Below are 21,085 nucleotides of genomic sequence, written 5' to 3'. Positions count from 1 at the left end.
CACAGGGGGCAGGGGAGATGGATCGGTGCGGGACACGGCGAACACGGGGCGCGCTGCTCGCCCTCACGACGGCGGGGGCACTGCTGCTGACGGCCTGCAGCGGGGGCGACAGCGGCGGACAGAGCACGTACGACAGCTCTAAGCGTTCGGGCGGCATGCCCGCACCCGTCCCGGCGCCGGCCCAGAGCCAGGGTTCGGCCTCCGGTGAACAGAGGGACGGCGAGGCCGCCGACTCGACGGAGCGCCCGTCCGCCGACTACCTCTCCACCTTCGCCCTGGACGTGGACACCGCGTCCTACGGCTACGCCCGTCGCACGCTCGCCGACGGCCGGCGGCCCGACCCGTCGACGGTCCGCCCGGAGGAATTCGTCAACAGCTTCCGCCAGGACTACCGGCGCCCCGACGGCAGCGGCTTCACGGTCACCGTCGACGGCGCCCGCACGAGCGAGCGGAACTGGTCCCTGGTGCGGGTCGGCCTCGCCACCCGGGACTCCGACGAGCGTGAACGTCCGCCCGCGGCCCTCACGTTCGTGGTCGACGTCTCCGGGTCCATGTCCGAGCCGGGCCGGCTGGACCTTGCCCAGGACTCCCTCGACACGATGACCGACCGGCTGCGCGACGACGACTCGGTCGCGATCGTCACCTTCAGCGACGAGGCCGAGACCGTGCTCCCGATGACCCGGCTCGGCGGCCACCGTGGCGAGGTCCACGATGCCATCGACGGCCTGGAGACACAGAGTTCGACCGACCTCTCCGCGGGCGTCGAGACCGGTTACGCCACCGCCGTCGAGGGCCTGCGTGAAGGCGCGACCAACCGCGTCGTCCTCGTCTCGGACGCGCTCGCCAATGACGGCGACACCGACCCGGACTCCATCCTCGACCGCATCGCGAGCGACCGCCGCGAGTACGGCATCACCCTGTTCGGCGTCGGCGTCGGCAGCGACTACGGCGACGCCCTGATGGAACGCCTCGCCGACAAGGGTGACGGACACACGGCGTACGTCTCCGGCACGGACGATGCCACCAAGGTATTCTGCGAGCAGCTCCCGCAGAACATCGAGCTGACCGCCCGCGACGCGAAGGCCCAGGTCGCCTTCGATCCGCACACCGTCGCCGAGTTCCGGCTCGTCGGCTACGACGACCGCCGGGTCGCCGACGACGACTTCCGTAACGACCGCGTCGACGGCGGCGAGGTCGGCCCCGGCCACACCGTGACCGCCCTCTACGCCGTCCGCACCAGGCCGGGCGCCGACGGGCACCTCGCCACCGCCACCGTCCGCTGGCTCGACCCCGGCTCCCGCGACCCGCACGAGCAGTCCGGCGAACTGGAGACCGGCGCCCTGAAGGACTCGGTGTGGAGCGTGACCCCGCGCTTCCAGGTGGCGGCCGTCGCCGCCTACTTCGCCGACGCCCTGCGCTCGGGCGACGACCGCTGGGCCCGGCTGCCCGGCGACCCCGGCCTCGGCGAACTCGAGGACCACGCCGACGGCTTGGCGAAGGAGACGGAGGACTCGGCGGTACGGCAGCTGGCCGACGCGATCGGACAGGCCCGCCGCTCCGAGGGCTAGCACGGCGGCCCAGTCGTGCACGAACCATTGACCTTCTATTACGCATGAGTAAGTTGACTTCCGAGTAAGTCCCCTGAGTGATTCCGAGGCCGCGACCGGGAGCCGTCATGGGCGTACGCAAGGATCTGAAGCGGGCCAGGAAGCGCACCGACCTGGCCACCCGTACGCAGGTGGAGACCGTCAGGGACGAGCACGGTGTCGTGCGCGAGGCCCGCAGCCCGGCCCTCGTGACGCGCGCGACCAGCGGCTCCACCGCCGACCTGCCCTTCACCAACGCGGCCGAGGCGCCCGACGCCGTGATCCTGCGCCGCCGCGCGCCCGACGGCTGGCGCCCGGTCACGGCGGCCGCCTTCGCCCGTGACGTCACGGACGCCGCCAAGGGCCTGATCGCGGCCGGCCTCGAACCGGGCGGCCGCGTCGCGGTGATGTCCCGCACCCGCTACGAGTGGACGGTCCTGGACTTCGCGATCTGGGCGGCCGGCGGCCAGACCGTGCCGATCTACGCCACCTCCTCCGCCGAGCAGGTCGAGTGGATCGTCCGCGACTCCGGCACCCGGTACGTCGTCACCGAGACCGCCGGCAACACCGCGACGGTCGGCACGGGCACCGCCGGCCACCCCGAACCGCCCCGTGTGTGGGCCATCGACGAGGACGCGCTCGCCGACCTCACGACCCTCGGCAAGGACGTCCCCGACGAGGAGGTCGCCAAGCGTCGCGCCGCCCTGACCCCCGACACCGTCGCCACCCTCTGCTACACCTCCGGCACCACCGGCCGGCCCAAGGGCTGCGTCCTCACCCACGCCAACCTGCACGCCGAGGCGGCCAACACGGTCCAGCTGCTGCTCCCCGTCTTCACGGAGGTCACCGGCCGGACCGCGTCCACCCTGCTGTTCCTGCCGCTCGCCCACATCCTGGGCCGCGCCCTGCAGATCGCCTGCCTCATGGCGCGCATCGAGATCGGCCACTTCCCGAGCATCAAGCCCGACGAACTCCGCTCGGCGCTACGGGAGTTCCGCCCCACGTTCCTGGTCGGTGTGCCGTATCTCTTCGAGAAGATCCACGACACCGGCCGCGCCACCGCCGAGAAGATCGGCCGCGGCGCCTCCTTCGACCGCGCCGACCGCATCGCCGTCAGCTTCGGCGAGGCGTACCTGAACAAGTTCCAGGGCACCGGCAAAGGACCCGGCCTCGGCCTGTACGCCGCCTGGGCCCTGTACGACCTGCTGGTCTACCGCCGGATCCGCAAGGAACTCGGCGGCCGCATGCGGTACGCCATCAGCGGCGGCTCCCCGCTCGACCGCAACCTCAACCTCTTCTTCTACGCGGCCGGAATCATCGTCTACGAGGGCTACGGCCTGACCGAGACGACGGCCGCCGCCACCATCGTGCCGCCGCTGCAGCCCCGCCCCGGCACCGTCGGCCGGCCGGTGCCCGGCGCGGCGATCCGCATCGCCGACGACGGCGAGGTGCTGATCAAGGGCGAGCTCGTCTTCGGCTCGTACTGGAACAACCCGGCGGCCACGGACGCGGTCCTCACCGAGGACTGGTTCGCCACCGGCGACCTCGGCTCCCTCGACGACGACGGCTACCTCACCATCACGGGCCGCAAGAAGGACATCCTCGTCACCTCCGGCGGCAAGAACGTCTCCCCGGCGGTCCTGGAGGACCGGCTGCGCGGCCGTCCGCCCGTCGGCCAGTGCATCGTCGTCGGCGACAACCGTCCCTTCGTCGCCGCCCTCGTCACGCTCGACCCGGAGGCGGTCGCGCACTGGCTGTCCGTGCGCAAGCGGCCCGCGGACACCCCGATGTCCGAGCTGGTGCGCGACGACGAGCTGCGCGCCGAGGTGCGCAAGGCCGTCGAGTACGCCAACCAGGCCGTCTCGCGTGCCGAGTCGATCCGTGAATTCACCCTCGTCGACGGTGAGTTCACCGAGGAAAACGGGCTGCTGACACCCTCCCTGAAGGTCAAGCGGCACGCGGTCACGGCGGCGTACGCGGAGCAGATCGAGGCCCTGTACCGGAAGTGACACGCGAACGGCGGGTCACCGGAGAATCCGGTGACCCGCCGCGGCGGGGCGATGCTCAGTTGTTGCCGGTGCCGTTGCCGGACAGGGCCGAGATGTCGTCCAGGATGTGCGACAGCGGCTCGTCGCCCTTGGCCTGGGTCGAGTTCTCGACGCACTGCTGGTTCTGCGGTGCGGACAGGACCGGGATGTCCTGGACCGAGACCGGCACGACACCGACGAGCGAACCGGCGTTGACCTTGGCGGGCAGCCCCAGGCAGGGCTTGTTCAGGGAGCCCTGAACCAGCGAGAGCTGCGGACTCATGTCGCCGAACGTCGCCGAGTTGCCGAATTCCTGCGAGGCGCCGGTGCCGCTCGCGGAGGTCGTACCGGTGTCGTCGCCGATGGCGAGCGCCTGGGGGGCGGCCGTAGCGGTGATGCCCGCGACCGAAGCCGCGATAGCCGCGGTTGCCCACAGCTTCTTCATGTTCATTCCCTTTCGAAAAGCGGACTCCAGCAAGGAGTTGCATGATCGTCAACGTGGCGCCTCGGGCCGGGTTGCGGGTTGTGCCCCGTTTTGGGGCAGTGCGCTCGCACGATGCGATGAACATCCCCGCTGCAGGCGTCACGCGAGGCACGTGAACGGCGGGTCACCAGTGATCCGGTGACCCGTCGTGGCGATGCGCCTGGCGCTCAGCTGTTGTTGGTGCCGTTGCCCGACAGGACCGGGAAGTCGTCCAGGATGTGCGACAGCGGCTCGTCGCCCTTGGCCTGGGTCGAGTTCTCGACGCACTGCTGGTTCTGCGGTGCGGACAGGACCGGGATGTCCTGGACCGAGACCGGCACGACACCGACGAGCGAGCCCAGGTTGGCCTTGGCGGGCAGACCGATGCAGGGCTTGTTGAGCGAGCCCTGGATGAGCGCCATCTGGGGGCTCATGCTGCCGTACGTGGCGGAGTTGCCGAACGACTGCGCCGAGTCGTTGCCGCTGGCGGACGTGGTGCCGGTGTCATTGCCGATGGCCAGTGCCGTGGGGGCGGCGGCGGCCGAGGCGCCCACGACGGAAGCGGCGACCGCGGCGGTGGCCAGAACCTTCTTGATCACTTGCTGTTCCCTTCTGGAATTACCCCGTCCACCGGAGCGCTCTGGTCAACTGCCCCGGGTTCTGTTGGTTCCGCCGGTTCACTCCGTTGGCTTACGCCGGAAAGGGAACAGCCCGACCGGGTGAATCGCCGAAACCAGGATGCCTGCCTGTGGTTGATGCCGGAGCAGGAATGCGTGTCTCTGCAGGAAAGGAAAGCGAAATGCTGAAGAAGGCAATGTCCGTGGCGGCGGTCGCCGCGGCCGTGGTCGGTGCGGCGGCCGTCGCCGCACCGCAGGCGCTGGCGATCGGCGACGACACCGGCACGACCTCCACGAGCGGCACCGGCGCCTCGCAGACGTTCGCCAACTCGGCGACCACGGGCAACCTGAGTCCGCAGCTCTCGCTGGTCCAGGGGTCGCTGAACAAGCTCTGCGTGGGCCTGCCGGCCAAGGCCAACGCCGGTTCGCTCGTCGGTGTCGTGCCGGTCTCGGTCCAGGACATCCCGGTCCTGTCCGCACCGCAGAACCAGCAGTGCGTCGAGAACTCGACCCAGGCCAAGGGCGACGAGCCGCTGTCGCACCTCGTGGAGGACATCCCGGTCCTGTCGGCCAACGGGACCGGCAACAACTGAGCCGTCGCGCGCCCGGCGCCCGGGCCGTTTCGGGCCTCGGTCCGCGGCGGCCCGGGTGGGCGAGCCGTTTCATCTTATGCGACGGGCATTCGGGTGAATTCCGCTGTGGCTCACGTTCCACAGTTTCCCCCAGTGTCTATTCCTCGTTTTAGAACTGCCGGTCATGGTGCGAGTCGTTCAAGCTGTGCTCGCTCGGTTTCAGCCGCCACACAGGCATGACTGGAGAGAAGGGAAACTTCATGAAGAAGAGCGCTGCAGTCGTCGCCGGCGCGATCATGGCCCTGGGCGTGGCCGGTCCGGCCTTCGCCGACGCAGGCGCCACCGGTTCCGCCGACGCCTCCCCGGGCGTCCTCTCCGGCAACGTCGTCCAGGTCCCCGTGCACATCCCGGTGAACGTGTGCGGCAACACCGTCAACGTGATCGCTCTGCTGAACCCCGCGTTCGGCAACGCGTGCAGCAACCAGTGACGACGTGACGCGCCGGCAGTCGGCTGCGTCACGGCCGGCCTTGGACACCTCCCGTTGCGTTCCAAGGCCGGCCTTTTCCAGTTCTCGACCAGGAAGACAACGAGATTGCGACAGACCCTGAGCAGGGGAGTGGTCGTGGCAGCCGCCGCGACGAGCATTCTGTCCCTGCACAACATGCCCGCCTTCGCCGACTCGCTCGCAGGCGGCGCCACTTCGGACTCGCCCGGCGTGCTCTCGGGCAACACCGTGGAGGTGCCGGTCCATGTACCGGTCAACGCCTGCGGCAATTCGGTCGACGTCGTCGGTCTGCTGAACCCGGCGTTCGGCAACTCCTGTGGCAACCAGGGGAATTCGGGGGGACAGGTCACCCCGGTGGTCCCGAGGCAACCTGGTTCCAGCGACACCGGCACCGGCACCCCGCAGACGCCCCTGCCGGCCGCGCCGCCCGTCGCGCGCACCCCGGCTCCCCGGCTGCCCTCCCCCGCCGAACAACCGCAGCGCGGCACGGCCTCCCAGGAGCGGCAGGACGACTCCTCCACCTACCGGGCGCGTCAGCTGGATGCCACACCCATGGGTGGCGCATCCCGCGCTGCCCTGGCGGAAACCGGTAGTGGGACCATGCTGGCGACCTCCGGCCTCAGCGCCGCGCTCATGGTGGGAGGGCTGATCCTCTACCGGCGAGGCCGCGCCGCGTACCGCAGGTGATCGGCCGGTGCCGGTCACCCCAGTGCCCGGCACCCGCAGCAGGCCGGTCGTAGCAACCCCGATGTGTCTGCCATGTGTGAGCAGTCCACATGGCAGACCGTCAGCGACGTATCGGGGCATCGCCCCACTCCGTCCCGCCGGCATCCACACAGGCCGGTTCATCGACAGATCACTCCTCTGGCGGCACAACCTTCGCCGAGGCAGCGCGTTGACACAGCGTCGGGCATCCGCCCAGATGTTTGTGTCAACCCCCAAGGAGTACCTCTCCATGTCGCGTATCGCGAAGGGCCTGGTCCTTACCTCCGTCGCCGCTGCGGCTGTCGCCGGCGCCGCCGGCCTTGCCGCCGCCGACAGTGGCGCGAACGGCGCCGCCAGCAACTCCCCGGGCGTCCTGTCGGGCAATGTGATCCAGGTCCCTGTTCACGTGCCGGTCAACGCCTGCGGCAACACCGTCAACGTCGTCGGTCTGCTGAACCCGGCGTTCGGCAACACCTGCGCCAACACCTGACGTCGCCTCGCACTCCATCGGCCGGCCGCCCTCCCGCACGGGAGGGCGGCCGGTTCGTTCGTCCCGTGGCGCACCTGCGGCGCCCCGAATGGGCGGGCGGGGCACCGGATCAGCGGGCCGGCCCGGACAAGCGCCCCACCAGGAACGATGCAGGGGCGGCTGGTGATGCAGTGCTCATGATCGGTTGCAGACGGTGGTGATCGATTGAACGGTGGTCACAAGATCCGACGTGCCACCGAAAGGAACTCCCATGCGAGGTCTGTTCGCAGGGCGCATAGCGTCCACCGCACTGTGCGCTGCCCTCCTCGCGGGCATCACCGGACCGGTCGCCATGGCGGCCGACTCCGCCCGGCAGCGCAGCCACGCGGTGTCCCAGGCACCCGTCCCCGGTGCGGACGCGCTCCTGGCGCAGATCAAGAGCCTCGGCAACCTCGGCGGCGTGGTCACCCCGGTCACCGGCGTGCTCAACACCGTGCTCAAGGCCGACAACGGCCAGCTCTCCACCACCGAGGCGACCCAGCTCATCAATGCCGTGAAGCAGGCCATCGCCGACGCGACCCCCAAGGACATCGCCGACCCGCGGGCCAAGGACACCGTGAGCGACGCCGTCGCCGCGCTGCAGAAGTCGCTGGACACCCTCCGCGATGCCGTCATCTCCGGGGACGCCGGCAGGGTGGCCACCGCGGTCACCGGCGTGGTGACGGCCCTCGTCAACCATGTCGCCGCCGTCCTGCTCGCCGGCGGCCTGCCCGCGCCCGATCTTCCCGGCCTGCCAGTGCCGACGACGTAGGACATCACGGGAAGCGGTCCCACAGCCGTTGCGCCGGAATCTCCGTTCCGGCGCAACGGCTGTCTTCCTTTCCGATCGGATGACGACCCCCCCGGGGTGCGGAAACTTCCCCACCCCGGGGTTTCCGTTCCGACCGGGCATCGTTGAGCACGGCGTCAGAAATACCTGAAGAGACATGAGTTGCCGAGGAAAGGAAGACGATGAAGTCCCTGAAGGCTGCCGCGGTCGTTGCCGGAACCATGGCCATCACCGGTGCCGCCGCACCCGCGTTCGCCTACGGCGCCGCCGACGTGACGCCCACCAGCCTCAACGGCGCCGTCAACACGCTCACCCAGGGCCCCATCGACGTGATGCCGCTGCGGCACCAGTCGAGCGCGCTCGACACGGAGAACAAGGACTCGGTGCTCAACACCGTCAAAGGCGTGACCGGTGCACTGAACCAGCACAACCCGTTGCTGGGCGGTCTTCCGTTGCAGAGCTGACCTTCCCGGGACGTCGTCCGAGGGGCGTCGAGAGGCGTCCCTCGTTCGTGTGGAGAGCACTCGGGGCATCGTCCACCCGGGTGAGAAGACACCGAGCCGTTCTCGGGGGCGTCGTAGGGTCGCGCGGTGACCTCAACCTCAAGCGAAACCCGCCCGCCGCGCCTCGCCGACCTGGGCACGCTCGTCGTACTCGCCTGGAGCGGCGAGGCGCCCGACGGTGATATGCCCTATCTGCTCGCCTACACCCTGGGGGACGGCGCGGGCGGCCTCGAGGCATCCTCCGCCGCCGTACGGCAGTTGCTGGAGAGCAACCGCCTGCCTGTGGGCGGCGACCTCCTCGACGGTGTCGCGAAGCCCGGCCTGCCGGTCAGCCTGCTGGTCCAGGCCGGGCAGGCGGTCGTCACGATGCCGCCGCTCACTGCCCAGTGCACCGCTCCGCCGGAGTGGCTGGCGGCGGTCGCCCAACGAGGCTTCGTCTATCTCGTGTTCACCACCCGCCCCTGGCCGGAAGCCGCTCCGGGCAGGCCCCTGGCCCCCGAGTCGCTGGCCGCGTTCGCGGGCGCCGACGAGACGCTGAGGAAGGCGGCGCACGTCGTCCTGCCGGCCCGGAGCCTGCGCGGCTGATGGCGAGAACCGCGGGCGCGGGCCGGAGCTTCGCCCTGCTCCTCGTACTCACGGGGGCGGGCGGGCTGCTCGCCTCCTGGGTCATCACCATCGACAAGTTCAAGCTGCTTCAGAACCCGAACTTCACGCCCGGCTGCAGCCTGAACCCGGTGGTGTCCTGCGGCAGTGTGATGAAGAGTGCCCAGGCTTCGGTCTTCGGGTTCCCCAACCCGATGCTGGGCCTGGTGGCCTACGGCATCGTGATCTGCGTCGGCGTGAGTCTGCTGGCCGGCACGGTGTTCCCCCGCTGGTACTGGCTGACCTTCAACGCCGGGTGCCTGTTCGGGATCGGCTTCGTGTCGTGGCTGCAGTTCGAGTCGCTCTACAGGATCAACGCGCTGTGCCTGTGGTGCGCTCTGGCGTGGGCCGCCACGATCCTCCTGTTCTGGTACGTGATCTCGTTCAACGTACGGAACATGTTCCTGCCGGCGCCGCGCCCGCTGAGAGTTTTCTTCGACGAATTCACCTGGGTGCTGGCCCTGCTGCACATCGCAGTCGTCGGACTGCTGGTTCTGACGCGGTGGTGGGACTTCTGGACGAGCTGACGGATTCCGCCATCGGGACATCGGGCATGGGGAAAACGGTTCGGGCCGCCCACCTGTCAGGTGGGCGGCCCGAACCGGCCGGGAGACCACCCGGTCACAGGGGGAAGCCTGTAACCGGAGCGGACTTCGTGGGATTCGGCCGGCTACTGGCAGACCGACTGGACGGTGAAGGACGCGATGTCAGCGCCGCCGTTGACGACGGTGACTGTCCACGCGGCACCCCCGGTGCCCGACTGGACATTGAGCGGCCCCGTACCCCCGGTCTGGGTCACACCGCCCCAGACGGCCGTGCTCGGGGTGGGGCACGTGGGACCGCTGAACGTGCCACTGTCGCCGGCGGCCAGGGTTTGGACGGTTGAGCTCAGGACCTGCGCGCCGGGGCCGGTGGGGCCGGTCGGGCCTGTGGCGCCGTCGATGCCGTTGATGCCGTTGAGTCCGTTGAGGCCCTGCGGTCCGGTGGGTCCGGTGGCGCCGTCGACACCGTTGAGGCCGTTGAGGCCGGTAGCCCCGGTCGGGCCGGTGGGTCCGGTGGGTCCGGTGGTGCCATCGATGCCGTTGATGCCATTGAGTCCGTTGAGGCCCTGCGGTCCGGTGGGTCCGGTGGCGCCGTCGACACCGTTGAGGCCGTTGAGGCCGGCAGCCCCGGTCGGGCCGGTGACGCCGGTGGCGCCGGTGGGTCCGGTGGGTCCGGTGGCGCCGTCGATGCCGTTGATGCCGTTGAGTCCGTTAAGGCCCTGCGGGCCGGTGGGTCCGGTCGGGCCGAGGCCGCCGGTGGGTCCGCTCGGGCCGGTGTTGCCATTGAGTCCGTTGAGCCCTGCGGGACCAGTGGGACCGGTAGCACCGTTGAGACCGTTCTGGCCGTTCTGGCCGTTCTGGCCCGTGGGGCCAGTGTGGCCCAAGGGCCCGGTCGGGCCGGTGGCGCCGTTGAGTCCATTGAGTCCGTTCAGACCCTGCGGTCCGGTCGGGCCGGTGTTGCCGTTGAGTCCGTTGAGACCCTGCGGTCCGGTCGGGCCGGTGTTGCCGTTGAGTCCGTTGAGTCCGTTGAGACCCTGCGGGCCGGTGGCGCCGGTGGCGCCGGTGGGTCCGGTCGGGCCCGTGGGCCCGACCGGATCGCACAACGGCACGCCGGCCGCGCTGACATAGCGCGCGGTCACCCACCCGGGTTGGTCGGCGAGCTGGTACCACCAGGGGTTCCCGTCGACGGTCTGTCCCTGCTCCTGGCACAGGAGAGAGATCTGGGCGCCGAAGGGGAACGAGCCCAGTGACGGCGAGTTCGTCGTCGGCGACTGGCGGATGTTCACGCCGATCTGCGAGGTGACGGTCCCCGTGACCGCCGCCCGAAGCTCCTTGTGATTCGTTTTCGCCCCGGCCCGCAGAGCGATCTGACCTGCGTGCGAGTTGGCGGCCTGACCCCGGGCGGACTGCACTTGCGCCGCAGCCGGGCCGCACAAGCCCAGGGTCAGCCCAAGGCTCACAGCCCCGAGAACCAGCGACGAGGCGCCGCCGGCCTTAACAGCTCCATGCACCAAAACCCACCATGCCTTTCTTGACATAAATGTGTGAGTGAGCTGTGAGCAGCAAACTGCATATGGCGCTTACAAATCGAGGCAAAATCGATGAAATGGGCTGAAAGCGGCATGCATATCGCTCAGAAAGCCCGCATTAATCAGCTAATAGCCGCCGTGCTGCAGTGTCTCGATGCCTCATGGCGGCGCACCTCGAATGCGGATTTCTTCAGGATTTCGTCGGTGCCGGCCATGAGGAATCGATTCCGTGAAAGTCGCGGAATTCCTCGAAGCGGGGTGCGGATGGCGCGGGGGGTCGTATCCGACGGCGCGGCGCTGCTGATCGCAGGTGGCTGAAAGGGCGCCGCGCGCTGTTGTGGCTCGGTCCGGCCCGGAGACCCGCGAACCGGGCCCCCTTGCCTGCCATGCTCGGCCTGCACCGCGGCCGCCCGGCGGGACCCTTGTTCGAGGCGGGCTGGGCGGCCGCGGTGATTCCGGATACGGCGTACGGGCCGGTGAGGGCCTCGGCCGTCAGCGTGTCAGCGGGATGGCGCGCCCTTCTGGCGCTGCTTGCCCTTGCCGCCCCTGAGGTTGTTGCCCGGCACCGGGATCGTGGCGAGTTTGCGCACGGCGAACTCGCGGTTGACGACGGTCTGTTTGCGGTGGGCCGGGGGCAGGTCGGGCATGGAGAGCAGGCGGTCGCACGCTCGTAGCGAACCCCTGAAGTCGCCGACCCAGTACGCCGTGATCGAGAACTCGGACAGCAGGCCCCAGCGGTAGACCCATGGCTGGGTGAACAGGATGTCGTCCGGCTGTTCCTTGTCCAGGCCGGCGACGACGATCGCGTGCGCCATGTGGTGCCGGCCCATGCCGCGTAGCCGCGAGGCCAGTTCGTAACACGCTTCGAGCCGTTGCGGACGAGACTCCCAGGCCCGGATCAGAGCGTCCATCCCGGCCGGCCAGTCACCCGACGCGGCGTGCAGGATGCCGGCCTGGAGCAGGGAGTAGTAGACCTCCTCCACCCAGCCGCCCATCGCCGCGCGGCGTTCGTACAGTCTGATCGCCTCGGGGGTGTTGCCCATGTCACGCATGGTCTGGGCCAGGTAGAAGACCGTGCGGGTGTTGCTGGGTTCGCGTTCCATCTCGGCGCTGAGCAGGCGCGCGTCGCGCTCGAACTTGTCGTGCCGCGAGCCGCCGTCCGCGTGGTCCTCGATGACCAGCGCATCGAGGTTCTCCTGATTCTCGTTCCCGTCGGCGGTGAGGTATTCGTGGGTGACGCCCACGTATCGCCACGGGAGGTCACCGCGTACCAGGCGCCTGATCCGGTATTCGGTGGCGCCTTCGTGCCGGAGCATGTACGCGTCGCCGGTCAGCCGGTGAAGAGGCCCGTCCCGTCTGACGACGTGGTCCGCGTCGAGGAGCAGCAGATAGTCGGCCCTGCCGCGGGCATGCTGGATGTTCAGGGTCCGGTTGTGCCCGAAATTGACCCAGGGTTCCTCGTGGAGTTCGCCCGGGATTCCGTCGAGCGCACGGCGGATCAACTGCTGGGTTCCGTCGGTCGATCCGGTGTCCGAGATCACCCAGGTGTCCACCAGATCACGGACGGACGCAAGGCATCGCTCGATGACGCCTGCCTCGTTCTTGACGATCATGCACAGGCAGATGGAGGGCTTCATGGCAGCACCACGCTCTCAACTCTTTTCCGGTGCGGACTCATTGACCAGAACGTGTCCACGGCGAAATCAGCCCTTGTGCTCGGAGGCGTCCAGGTCGCCGGTGATCGGTTCGCGCTGGGGCCAGGTGCGGTGCAGCAGGATGAAGCCGTCACGGTCGGCCACGGTGCGGTAGCCCTGTCTCTGGGCCTGGGTCAGCAGAGCGTGCTCCGTTTCGTACGTGAGCGGCCACCGCCAGCGTGGCGACACCCAGGTGTCCACCATGATCCACTGAGGATTGGGACGGCTGACCGGGTAGCCGTACAGGCTGACGCTCGTGCGGTTGGTGAGCTGCGGGACCAGATAGGTCGATGCCTGGACCGTGGCGTCGTCCGGGATCTTCGTCATCAGGCTGTGGGCGACGGCGACGCGTGGATCCGCCCGCCAGGTGCCTGGGTTGAGGAGCTGCCAGAACGGAAAGCTCGGCAGGATCAGCAGACTGACCGCGGCCGCTCCGGCGAGGTACCGCTTCAGGCCGGCGGGCCGCGTGCCTCGTTGGACCAGGGCGTCGACGAAGGCGGCGAAGACGATCGGCATCAGGACCAGCGAGTAGTGGTAGCCGGTGCCCCAGTGGACGTAATTGTTGGAGAAGAAGCGCCAGGCGAGCGTCGGGAGGGCGGCCCACAGCAGGGGCGACCGCAGGGCCAGGAACACGGTCGGAGCCAGCATGAGCGCGAGAGTCGACACCTTGGTCTGCGGGACGACGAGACCCACCGTGCTCCTGGACAGCAGGTCCAGGAATCCGGTGCCGGCACCCGCACCCGAAGCGCTCGCACTGCCCGCGGGGTTGTCAGCAAGGAACCAATAGGCGAACGAACCGGTCGGGTTGAAGGCCGGCAGGATCACCAGCAGGGCCAGCAGCGTCCCGGCCAGACCGAGCCCCGCGGTCATGAATCCGAGCTTGCGGGGCCCGCGCCAGGCGATGACCAGGCCGATCACGGCGACCGTGAGCCCGAGATCCTCCTTCACGAGCAGCAGCGGCAACGCCCACCACGCGGCGGCGGTCAGCCGACCGCTGCCGAGGGCGGTGAGGGAGAACGCGAGCAGCGGAGCCGCGAAGGCGACTTCGTGGAAGTCGAAGCCGACGGCGCTCGCGATGCCCCACGAGAGCCCGTAGCAGGCACCGATCACCGCGCCGGCCAGTGAACCCAGGGATCGGCGCGCCCAGAGCGTCAGCGGGACCACGCTCAGGGCGATCAGCGCGGCCTGCACCACGAGCAGGGTTCCCGCTGAACGGTGCAGCGCGTAGAAGGGTGCGACGAGAGCGAGGATGGGAGAGAAGTGATCCCCCAGGATGGGGTAGCCGGGCCCCTTCAACTCGGAGACGGGCAGATGCCCGTCCGCGTACGAGCGGACGACCTGTTCGAAGATCCCCAGGTCATAGCTGTTGGAGAGCATCCGGTGATGGATGCGCAGTGACAAGGCCGCGTAGACGAAGAAAAGCGCCCCCGCCATGGCCCAGGCCCACCATGCGCCGTCGAACCGGCTGTTGCGCGTCGATTCGCTCTCGGCTTTTTGGCCGAGGGTTGATTGTTGTGCGGGGAGGCTCGTGCTGAGGCTGGTGGACGGGGCTTGCAAGGGGACCTCCCGGAATGCCGACTGAAGCCCTCAAGATGCCAGCAATGCGTGACCCCGCGCCCTCGGCCAAACGCAGGTTCGGCGATAATCCATCGAACGGCGGAATTCGGCGTGTCGAGATACTGCATTTCAGATCATTGAACAATGAGCTCTTTCCGATTGCCGAGTGCCGGCCGAAGACCGCTTGCCGCCCGGCCGGCCTGAAGGACTAGAGCAGCTCCGTGAAGTCGGGCAGCCCGGTGCTTTCCGTCAGCGCCAGTTCGGCCCAGATCACCTTGCCCTGGGGTGTGTAGCGGGTGCCCCAGCGTTCGGCCATCCGGGCCACCAGGAACAGGCCGCGGCCGCCCTCGTCGGTCGTCGCGGCGTAGCGCAGGTGCGGTGAGGTGCTGCTGCCGTCGGCGACCTCGCAGATCAGGGTGCGGTCGTGGATCAGCCGGACATGGATCGGTTCGCAGCCGTGCCGGATGGCGTTGGTGACGAGTTCGCTCAGGACGAGTTCCATGTTGAAGGTCGGCTCGATCAGGCCCCACTCGTCGAGCTTCGCGGACGCGGCCTCGCGCAACCGGGAGACGGCCGCCGGATCGGCGGGCACGTCCCAGTCGGCGATCCGGTCGGGCGGCAGCGGCCGGGTGCGGGCGATGAGCAGGGCGACGTCGTCCTTGGGCCGCTCCGGCAGCAGCTCCTCCAGTACGGTCCGGCAGCTCTCCTCGGGCGACCGGTCGGGGTGGCCCGCGAGCGCCGCGGCCAGCAGTTCCATCCCCACGTCCAGATCGCGCCTGCGGTCCTCGATGAGCCCGTCGGTGTACAGGACGAGCTGGGTGCCCTCCGCCAGGTCCATGTGCGCCGTCTGGAACGGCATGCCGCCGATGCCGAGCGGCGGACCCGCGGGCAGGTCGCAGAAGGTGACGCTGCCGTCGGGGTGGACCAACGCGGGCGCGAGATGACCCGCGCGCGCCATGGCGCAGCTCCGCGTCACGGGATCGTAGATCGCGTAGAGGCAGGTGGCGCCCACGACGCGGGTGGGCGACTCGTCCTGGTCGATGCGGGCCACGAGATCGTCGAGATGGCTCAGCAGTTCGTCCGGCGGCAGGTCGAGCGTGGTGAAGTTGTCCACAGCGGTGCGCAGCCGGCCCATGGTTGCGGCCGCATGCAGCCCGTGGCCGACCACGTCGCCGACGGCCAGCGCCACCCGGCTGCCGGGCAGCGGGATCACGTCGAACCAGTCGCCGCTGACCCCGGACTGGGCGGGCAGATAGCGGTAGCCGACCTCGAGGGCGCTCAGCTCGGGCAGGGCCCGCGGCAGCAGGCTGCGCTGGAGGGTGACCGCAAGGGCGTGCTCGCGGGTGTAGCGGCGGGCGTTGTCGATGCTGACGGCGGCCCGCGCCACCAGCTCCTCCGCCAGCGACAGCTCCTCCTCGTCGAACGGCGCGTGCTCCTTGGAACGCCACAGGTTGGCCATGCCCAGCACGGTGCCGCGGGCCCGGATCGGCACGGCGACCAACGAGTGGATGCCGTGGTCCAGGGCGGCCTGGGTGAGTGCCGGGTCCTGCTCGCGCCAGCCGGTGTCCGTCGACAGGTCGGTCACCAGCGTCGGGCGGCCGGTGCTGTAGCCGCGCGCCTGGGGCGTGGACGACGCAAAGTCGATCAGGCGGCCCTTCTCGTAGAGCGGGGGATCGGCGCCGACCCCGTGCAGGGCGATGCGGCGCAGGCCCGTCGCCGTGCGGCTCGGTTCCTCGCCGTGCAGCACGGCGTCGGCGAGATCCACCGTGACGAAGTCGGCGAACCGGGGTACGGCCACCCGGGCCAGTTCGTCGGCCGTACGGGTGACGTCGAGGGTGGTGCCGACGCCCAGCCCGGCGTCGTAGAGCAGCTTGAGCCGCTCGCGGGCCAGCTCGGCCCCGCCGGAGACCTTCTGCAGCTCGGTGGAGTCCCGCAGTGTCATCACGGTGCCCTGCGGCCCCCCGTCACGGTCCGTGGGCCGCTGGTTGACCGCGAGCAGGCGTTCCCCGGCGAACATCACCTCGTCGGTGGCCTCGCGGCCGGACACCAGCACCGCCATGATCTCCGGGTCGAGGCCGGCCAGCTCGCCCACGTGCCTGTCCTCGGCGTCCTTGGGCAGGTCGAGCAGCCGTCTGGCTTCGTCGTTCGCCAGTACCAGTCGCCGGTCGCCGCCGACGATGAGGACGCCCTCGCGTACGGCGTGCAGCACCGCGTCGTGGTGCTCGTACATGCGGGAGAGATCGTCCGGCGCCAGGCTGTGGGTCTGCCGCCGCAGCCGCCGGCCCACGAGGGCGGTTCCGCCGGTGGCCATCAGGAGGACGACCAGACCGGTGCCCAGGATGATCGGCAGCTGCTGGACCACCCATCCCGTGACGTTCTTGACCTTCATCCCGGCGGACACGAGAGCGATGATCTTTCCGTTCGCGTCCTTGATGGGCACGGTCGCCTGCACCTCGCGGCCGAGGGGGCCGTGAACGCTCTCGGTGTAGACCTGTCCGTGCAGCGACGGCTCGATCCTGCCGACGAAGCGCTTGCCGATACGGCTGGGGACGGGGTGGGTGTAGCGGATGCCCTCGGTGTTCATGACCACGATGAAGTCGACCCCGGCGGCCTTGCGCCCAGCCTCGGTCAGGGGCTGGAGCACCTTCGAGGGTTCAGGCGTCTGCAGCGCCGCGGCGACGCCGGGAGAGTGGGCGAAGGTGTGCGCCACGGCGATCGAACGCCGTTTGGCCTCGGCGCTGGTGTCCCATTCGGCCTGGAGCACAAGAGCGAAGACGGTGAAGGCGACGAGGAGTAGCACCAGGACCGCCTGCAGCACGAGGACCTGCCCGGCCACGCTCAGGGGGCTCTTGCTGAACAACGATCGCGAAGATATGCGCCTGAAGCGGGTGAAAAATCCCGCCATCCATCCTTTGTAGCATCAATGGCTGATCGGAGGATGTCGGCCCGGAGCCCGGCCCTCTAAAGTGAGCCGATCGACTCCTGCGAGGGATGGGCCGGGAGTGATTTTCAAGGGGTAGGGCCAAGAGGGGGGACCGATGTCCGGGTTTTCGCACAGCCGTGTCCGAAGATCGATCGAGGTGGGTCTGTGCGCGGTCGCGTTGGCGGCCTCGGCGCAGGCCGCGGGCGTCGCGACGGCAGCGGACGGCGAGCCGGCCGCGAGAGGCACGGTCGGGACGGTCTCCGCCGCGACCGGCCCGGCACACCATGAGGCGCCGAGCGCCCGGCTGGGGGACGACGGGCGCGTCGAACTCGTCGGCGGACGTGACGTCCATGTCACGCGGCAGCCCCAGGGCGCCGGGGCGCGTGCGCCGCGCTACGCCGTCGCCACCACGAACGGCATCGTGACCGTGCGGCCGGCAGGGCCGCACACAGCGGACCGTACGGCGGCGAGCCTCCCGCTGACCTCGGCGGGCGCCGCAGACACCCGCACACAGACCCTGAGCAGCGGTCTCACGACGATGAGCGCCGCCACGCCGACCTACGCGGTGAAGCTGACGATCACGCACGCCGCCGTGCAGAGCAAGTACTTCTACGTCTGGAACCGCTCGACCTGGGCGTCGTACCTGGTCGACAGCGACGCCCTCGGCCCCACGGCGACCGTGAAACTGCCGCCGGGCGACTACTTCTCGGTCGCGCTGCACATGGACTGGCAGCAGCCGAGCTATCTGCTCACCCGTGCCTTCACGGTCGGTTCGGCCGCCATGACCGTCAGCTTCGACCAGAGCGCGGCCAAGGAGACCGCGATCCGCACCGACGACACCACGGCCACCCGGCAGGGCTCCGCAGTGTGGCTCAGCGTCCCGGGCGGTGACCTGGCGGGCTTCGCCGGCGGGGGCTCCGGCAAGGTGTACGTCACCCCGTTCTCGCAGAAGGGCGTCTCGCTGCGCGTCCACGACGTACTGGGGAAGAAGGGGGCCTCGGCGAACGTGCCGAGCCCCTACCGCTACGACCTCACGCACAGCTTCACCACCACGGTGCCCGCCTCGCCCGTCGCGACGGTCCGTACGTCCGCGCTGGCGAAGACCGTCACCCGGGTCGACGCACCCGGCACCCGTACGACCGCGACCCTGGAGAGCGTCCCCGACTTCGGAGAGTGGACGGGCGTCTACATCGGCGGCCCGGTGCCGGTGGCCGGCTCCGTCACCGAGTACGTCACCCCCGGCGTCACGTACGGGCGGTTCCTCGACTACGGCACCACTGACGTGAACCTGATCCTGCCCGACCGCACCCTGCCCGCCGGCGCCGGCGCCGGCGAGGTGCTGGGCGCGGCCCCGCTGCAGCCGGTGCGCGGCTCGTCGCTCGGCTCGCAGTGGTACAACGGCAAGGCCTCGCTCTCCGAGACGCACACCTTCGGCGACACCGCGGGCCACACAGGCCACGACTTCCGGGCGACGTACGCGTACCGGCTGACCGGGGCCGACGGCGTCACCTACGCCCAGGCGTCGGGCCTGGACGCGTCCCATGGTCTGATGTCGTCGAGCGTGCCGACGGCTCCGCAGACGTACACCCTCGAGCAGACCGTCCACCGCCATGTCCCGTACGCCCGCCTGTCGACGGACGTGCACAACGAGTGGACGTTCCGCTCGGGCTACGCGGGCAGCGGCAAGGAGCTCCCGCTGATCGACGCCCAGGTGAAGGTCTCGGGGCTCGACGCGAGGGGCCGCGCGGCCGCCGGTCCGGTGCGGATCGACGCGAGCGCCACCACCCGCGCCGTGGACGCGGTCCACGCCAACACGAGGATCACGGGCCTGGCGTACTCGACGGACGACGGCGCCACCTGGACCGAGCTGTCCGTCGCCGACGGTTCCGCCCCGTTGGACGTCCCCGCCACCGCCTCCTTCGTCTCCCTGCGCGTCACCGCGGCCGACGACCAGGGCGGCAGCCTCACCCGCACCATCGGACGGGCCTTCGCGGGGCCGGCGCCGCAGGGCGACGAGCGGGTGGGCGCGACCCGCATCTCGAGCCTCGTCGTGCACGGCGGCAAGCCGGTGGAGCTCACCGACGAGCCGCTCCAGGAGTTCGAGGCGAAGTTCACCGCGACCGATCCGTCCGGGATCGCGCGCGGCGACATGTACCTCTACCGGGGGTCGTACGACGCTCCCGACGCGGTTCTCCACAGCCCCTGGCCGGCGATGTGCACCAAGGCCGACGCGACCACCTCGACCTGTGAGGCCCGGTTCGCGTACATCGAGCCGCGTCAGACCCTCGGCCGCAACGCCTTCGCCGGCACATGGAAGGTCGCGGCCTGGGCCGAGTCGGCGGACGGCACGGGACACGTCGATCAGCACGCCGCCGCCACGCAGTCCCTGCTGCGCGACGCGACCCTGACGGCCAACGCGTCCCCCGAGCCGGTGACCAAGGGCAAGACGCTCACCATCACCGGAAAGCTCGCCCGCGCGGACTGGGAGACGTTGGGCGGTTATCACGGCTACACCGGCCAGAAGGTCAAGCTCCAGTTCCGTAAAAAGGGTGCGGCCACGTACGCGACCGTGAAGACGGTCACGACGAACAGCACCGGAAATCTGAAGACCACGGTCACGGCGTCCGTGGACGGCTACTGGCGCTACAGCTTCGTCGGCACGTCCACCACGGCCGCGGCCAACGCCGGCGGGGACTTCGTGGACGTCCGCTGAGAAAATGAAGGGCGAATGCGGGGGGACCCGAGAGGGTCGCCACGCGAAAGGCCGGTTCACGTACGTCCGTGAGCCGGCCTTTTCCGAATACCGGGGCTTTGCCGAGGAAGCCGCCCGACAGGACAACACCCCCGCCGGGCGCCCGCCCGTGCCCCGACAGTGAGCATCCCCGGGAGGAATGACATGCGATTCCGCTGCGCCGTACTCGACGACTTCCAGAACGTGGCGGTCACATCAGCCGACTGGTCGGCACTGGGCGGCGGTGTGGGGGTCGTCTCCTTCACCGAGCACTTCGGCGGCGAGGACGCCCTCGTCGCCGCCCTCGCCGACTTCGACTGTGTGGTCACGCTGCGGGAACGGGTGCCGTTCCCGGCCACCCTGGTGAACCGGCTGCCCCGCCTGAAGCTGCTGGTCGCCTCCGGCATGCGCAACGCGGTGATCGACTACGCGGCTGCGCAGGCCAACGGCATCACCGTGTGCGGGACCCAGAGTTCCGCCACCCCGCCGGTCGAGCTCACCTGGGCCCTGCTCCTCGGCCTCGCCCGCGGCATCGTCCAGGAGAGCAACGCCCTGCGCGACGGTGGTCGCTGGCAGTCCACCGTCGGCGCGGACCTGCACGGCCGCACGCTCGGGCTGCTCGGCCTGGGCAAGATCGGCAGCCGGGTGGCACAGGTCGGGCTCGCCTTCGGCATGGAGGTCACCGCCTGGAGCCGGAACCTCACCAAGGAGCGCACCGACGAGGTCGGCGTACGCCTGGCGCCCTCCACGGAGGAGCTGCTCATGAGCAGCGACTTCGTGTCCGTGCACCTCGCGCTGAGTGACCGCACCCGTGGCCTGCTGGGAGCCGCCGAACTCGCCCTGCTGAAGCCGACCGCGTACCTGATCAACACTTCGCGAGCCGCGATCGTCGACCAGGACGCGCTGCTCGCCGCGCTGCAGGAGGGCCGCATCGCCGGTGCCGGTGTCGACGTCTTCGACGTCGAACCTCTGCCCGCCGACCACCCGATGCGCACCGCACCGCGCCTGCTCGCCACCCCGCACCTCGGCTATGTGTCCCGCGCCAACTACGAGCGCTACTACGGCCAAGCCGTGGAGAACATCCAGGCCTACCTGGACGGTGCCCCGGTCCGGGTTCTCGGTCAGGGGGACTAGTAGGGCTTTGTTAGGTCCGGTGGTGGGGTTCGGGGGTTGGTGCGGGTTGGCCGCAT

The 21,085-nt window shown here is 69.8% G+C and carries 18 protein-coding genes; 12 read left to right on the top strand and 6 right to left on the bottom strand.

The window, feature by feature from the left end; translation table 11 throughout:
• Window positions 1-17 precede the first annotated feature (17 nt).
• Both IEZ19_RS14620 and IEZ19_RS14615 read left to right on the top strand, forming a co-directional pair.
• A complete protein-coding gene (locus IEZ19_RS14620) occupies window positions 18-1,568 on the top strand; it encodes a vWA domain-containing protein (RefSeq protein WP_189311607.1) in 1,551 nt (516 codons plus the stop codon).
• A 107-nt stretch (window positions 1,569-1,675) separates the two neighbouring features.
• The gene (locus IEZ19_RS14615) at window positions 1,676-3,595 is read left to right on the top strand and encodes an AMP-dependent synthetase/ligase (RefSeq protein ID WP_189311606.1); all 1,920 of its coding nucleotides are present in this window, start codon (window positions 1,676-1,678) and stop codon (window positions 3,593-3,595) included.
• Window positions 3,596-3,650: 55 nt separating this feature from the next.
• On the opposite strand, the gene IEZ19_RS14610 is transcribed toward IEZ19_RS14615, so the two are convergent.
• Both IEZ19_RS14610 and IEZ19_RS14605 read right to left on the bottom strand, forming a co-directional pair.
• Window positions 3,651-4,058: a rodlin gene (locus IEZ19_RS14610; RefSeq protein WP_189311605.1), complete on the bottom strand. Its 408-nt coding sequence runs from the start codon at window positions 4,056-4,058 to the stop codon at window positions 3,651-3,653.
• A 206-nt stretch (window positions 4,059-4,264) separates the two neighbouring features.
• A complete protein-coding gene (locus IEZ19_RS14605; RefSeq protein ID WP_189311604.1) occupies window positions 4,265-4,675 on the bottom strand; it encodes a rodlin in 411 nt (136 codons plus the stop codon).
• Window positions 4,676-4,875: 200 nt separating this feature from the next.
• Between IEZ19_RS14605 and IEZ19_RS14600 the strand changes: the two genes are divergently transcribed.
• The 8 genes from IEZ19_RS14600 to IEZ19_RS14565 all read left to right on the top strand — a co-directional run bounded on the left by IEZ19_RS14600 (window position 4,876) and on the right by IEZ19_RS14565 (window position 9,446).
• The gene (locus tag IEZ19_RS14600) at window positions 4,876-5,286 is read left to right on the top strand and encodes a rodlin (RefSeq protein ID WP_189311603.1); all 411 of its coding nucleotides are present in this window, start codon (window positions 4,876-4,878) and stop codon (window positions 5,284-5,286) included.
• 239 nt (window positions 5,287-5,525) lie between these two features.
• A complete protein-coding gene (locus IEZ19_RS14595; RefSeq protein ID WP_189311602.1) occupies window positions 5,526-5,753 on the top strand; it encodes a chaplin in 228 nt (75 codons plus the stop codon).
• Between the two features lie 135 nt (window positions 5,754-5,888).
• Complete coding sequence (locus IEZ19_RS53060) at window positions 5,889-6,458, top strand: chaplin (RefSeq protein WP_229840340.1); 570 nt, start codon at window positions 5,889-5,891, stop codon at window positions 6,456-6,458.
• Window positions 6,459-6,726: 268 nt separating this feature from the next.
• A complete protein-coding gene (locus IEZ19_RS14585; RefSeq protein ID WP_189311601.1) occupies window positions 6,727-6,966 on the top strand; it encodes a chaplin in 240 nt (79 codons plus the stop codon).
• Between the two features lie 250 nt (window positions 6,967-7,216).
• Window positions 7,217-7,756, top strand: a complete 540-nt coding sequence (locus tag IEZ19_RS14580; RefSeq protein WP_189311600.1) for a hypothetical protein — start codon at window positions 7,217-7,219, stop codon at window positions 7,754-7,756.
• A 200-nt stretch (window positions 7,757-7,956) separates the two neighbouring features.
• Window positions 7,957-8,238 carry a hypothetical protein gene (locus IEZ19_RS14575; protein ID WP_189311599.1) on the top strand — a complete coding sequence of 94 codons (282 nt, stop codon included), beginning with the start codon at window positions 7,957-7,959 and terminating at the stop codon, window positions 8,236-8,238.
• 126 nt (window positions 8,239-8,364) lie between these two features.
• On the top strand, window positions 8,365-8,862 hold the full coding sequence (locus IEZ19_RS14570) for a DUF5949 family protein (RefSeq protein ID WP_189311598.1): 498 nt from the start codon (window positions 8,365-8,367) through the stop codon (window positions 8,860-8,862).
• Window positions 8,862-9,446 (top strand): vitamin K epoxide reductase family protein, encoded by a 585-nt coding sequence (locus tag IEZ19_RS14565; protein WP_189311597.1) that lies wholly within the window; start codon window positions 8,862-8,864, stop codon window positions 9,444-9,446. Before IEZ19_RS14570 ends, IEZ19_RS14565 begins: the two co-directional genes overlap by 1 nt.
• Before the next feature lie 143 nt (window positions 9,447-9,589).
• Here IEZ19_RS14565 and IEZ19_RS53055 read toward each other — a convergent pair whose 3' ends face one another.
• The 4 genes from IEZ19_RS53055 to IEZ19_RS14545 form a co-directional block, all read right to left on the bottom strand.
• Window positions 9,590-10,747 carry an SH3 domain-containing protein gene (locus IEZ19_RS53055; protein WP_308428966.1) on the bottom strand — a complete coding sequence of 386 codons (1,158 nt, stop codon included), beginning with the start codon at window positions 10,745-10,747 and terminating at the stop codon, window positions 9,590-9,592.
• 743 nt (window positions 10,748-11,490) lie between these two features.
• On the bottom strand, window positions 11,491-12,627 hold the full coding sequence (locus IEZ19_RS14555; RefSeq protein WP_189311595.1) for a tetratricopeptide repeat-containing glycosyltransferase: 1,137 nt from the start codon (window positions 12,625-12,627) through the stop codon (window positions 11,491-11,493).
• A gap of 66 nt (window positions 12,628-12,693) precedes the next feature.
• A complete protein-coding gene (locus IEZ19_RS14550) occupies window positions 12,694-14,118 on the bottom strand; it encodes a DUF2079 domain-containing protein (RefSeq protein ID WP_189311594.1) in 1,425 nt (474 codons plus the stop codon).
• A 331-nt stretch (window positions 14,119-14,449) separates the two neighbouring features.
• The gene (locus tag IEZ19_RS14545; RefSeq protein ID WP_189311593.1) at window positions 14,450-17,146 is read right to left on the bottom strand and encodes a SpoIIE family protein phosphatase; all 2,697 of its coding nucleotides are present in this window, start codon (window positions 17,144-17,146) and stop codon (window positions 14,450-14,452) included.
• A gap of 133 nt (window positions 17,147-17,279) precedes the next feature.
• On the opposite strand from IEZ19_RS14545, the gene IEZ19_RS50655 reads away from it, so the two are divergent.
• Together IEZ19_RS50655 and IEZ19_RS14535 are read left to right on the top strand one after the other, a co-directional pair.
• On the top strand, window positions 17,280-19,877 hold the full coding sequence (locus tag IEZ19_RS50655) for a hypothetical protein (protein ID WP_229840339.1): 2,598 nt from the start codon (window positions 17,280-17,282) through the stop codon (window positions 19,875-19,877).
• Window positions 19,878-20,060: 183 nt separating this feature from the next.
• Window positions 20,061-21,029, top strand: a complete 969-nt coding sequence (locus tag IEZ19_RS14535; RefSeq protein ID WP_189311592.1) for a D-2-hydroxyacid dehydrogenase family protein — start codon at window positions 20,061-20,063, stop codon at window positions 21,027-21,029.
• Window positions 21,030-21,085: the final 56 nt, after the last annotated feature.

Source organism: Streptomyces brasiliensis, from assembly GCF_014647875.1.
GTDB lineage: Bacteria > Actinomycetota > Actinomycetes > Streptomycetales > Streptomycetaceae > Streptomyces > Streptomyces brasiliensis.
The sequence above is the reverse complement of the archived record's forward strand: the minus strand, read 5'-3'. Positions and strand labels throughout refer to the sequence as shown.

Bases quoted from the DNA above. Each gene is read 5' to 3' on its own strand.
- IEZ19_RS14620 (WP_189311607.1), top strand. From the start codon at position 18: ATGGATCGGTGCGGGACACGGCGAACACGGGGCGCGCTGCTCGCCCTC.
- IEZ19_RS14615 (WP_189311606.1), top strand. From the start codon at position 1,676: ATGGGCGTACGCAAGGATCTGAAGCGGGCCAGGAAGCGCACCGACCTG.
- IEZ19_RS14610 (WP_189311605.1), bottom strand. From the start codon at position 4,058: ATGAAGAAGCTGTGGGCAACCGCGGCTATCGCGGCTTCGGTCGCGGGC.
- IEZ19_RS14600 (WP_189311603.1), top strand. From the start codon at position 4,876: ATGCTGAAGAAGGCAATGTCCGTGGCGGCGGTCGCCGCGGCCGTGGTC.
- IEZ19_RS14595 (WP_189311602.1), top strand. From the start codon at position 5,526: ATGAAGAAGAGCGCTGCAGTCGTCGCCGGCGCGATCATGGCCCTGGGC.
- IEZ19_RS14585 (WP_189311601.1), top strand. From the start codon at position 6,727: ATGTCGCGTATCGCGAAGGGCCTGGTCCTTACCTCCGTCGCCGCTGCG.
- IEZ19_RS14580 (WP_189311600.1), top strand. From the start codon at position 7,217: ATGCGAGGTCTGTTCGCAGGGCGCATAGCGTCCACCGCACTGTGCGCT.
- IEZ19_RS14575 (WP_189311599.1), top strand. From the start codon at position 7,957: ATGAAGTCCCTGAAGGCTGCCGCGGTCGTTGCCGGAACCATGGCCATC.
- IEZ19_RS14565 (WP_189311597.1), top strand. From the start codon at position 8,862: ATGGCGAGAACCGCGGGCGCGGGCCGGAGCTTCGCCCTGCTCCTCGTA.
- IEZ19_RS14555 (WP_189311595.1), bottom strand. From the start codon at position 12,627: ATGAAGCCCTCCATCTGCCTGTGCATGATCGTCAAGAACGAGGCAGGC.
- IEZ19_RS14550 (WP_189311594.1), bottom strand. From the start codon at position 14,118: ATGGCGGGGGCGCTTTTCTTCGTCTACGCGGCCTTGTCACTGCGCATC.
- IEZ19_RS14545 (WP_189311593.1), bottom strand. From the start codon at position 17,146: ATGGCGGGATTTTTCACCCGCTTCAGGCGCATATCTTCGCGATCGTTG.
- IEZ19_RS50655 (WP_229840339.1), top strand. From the start codon at position 17,280: ATGTCCGGGTTTTCGCACAGCCGTGTCCGAAGATCGATCGAGGTGGGT.
- IEZ19_RS14535 (WP_189311592.1), top strand. From the start codon at position 20,061: ATGCGATTCCGCTGCGCCGTACTCGACGACTTCCAGAACGTGGCGGTC.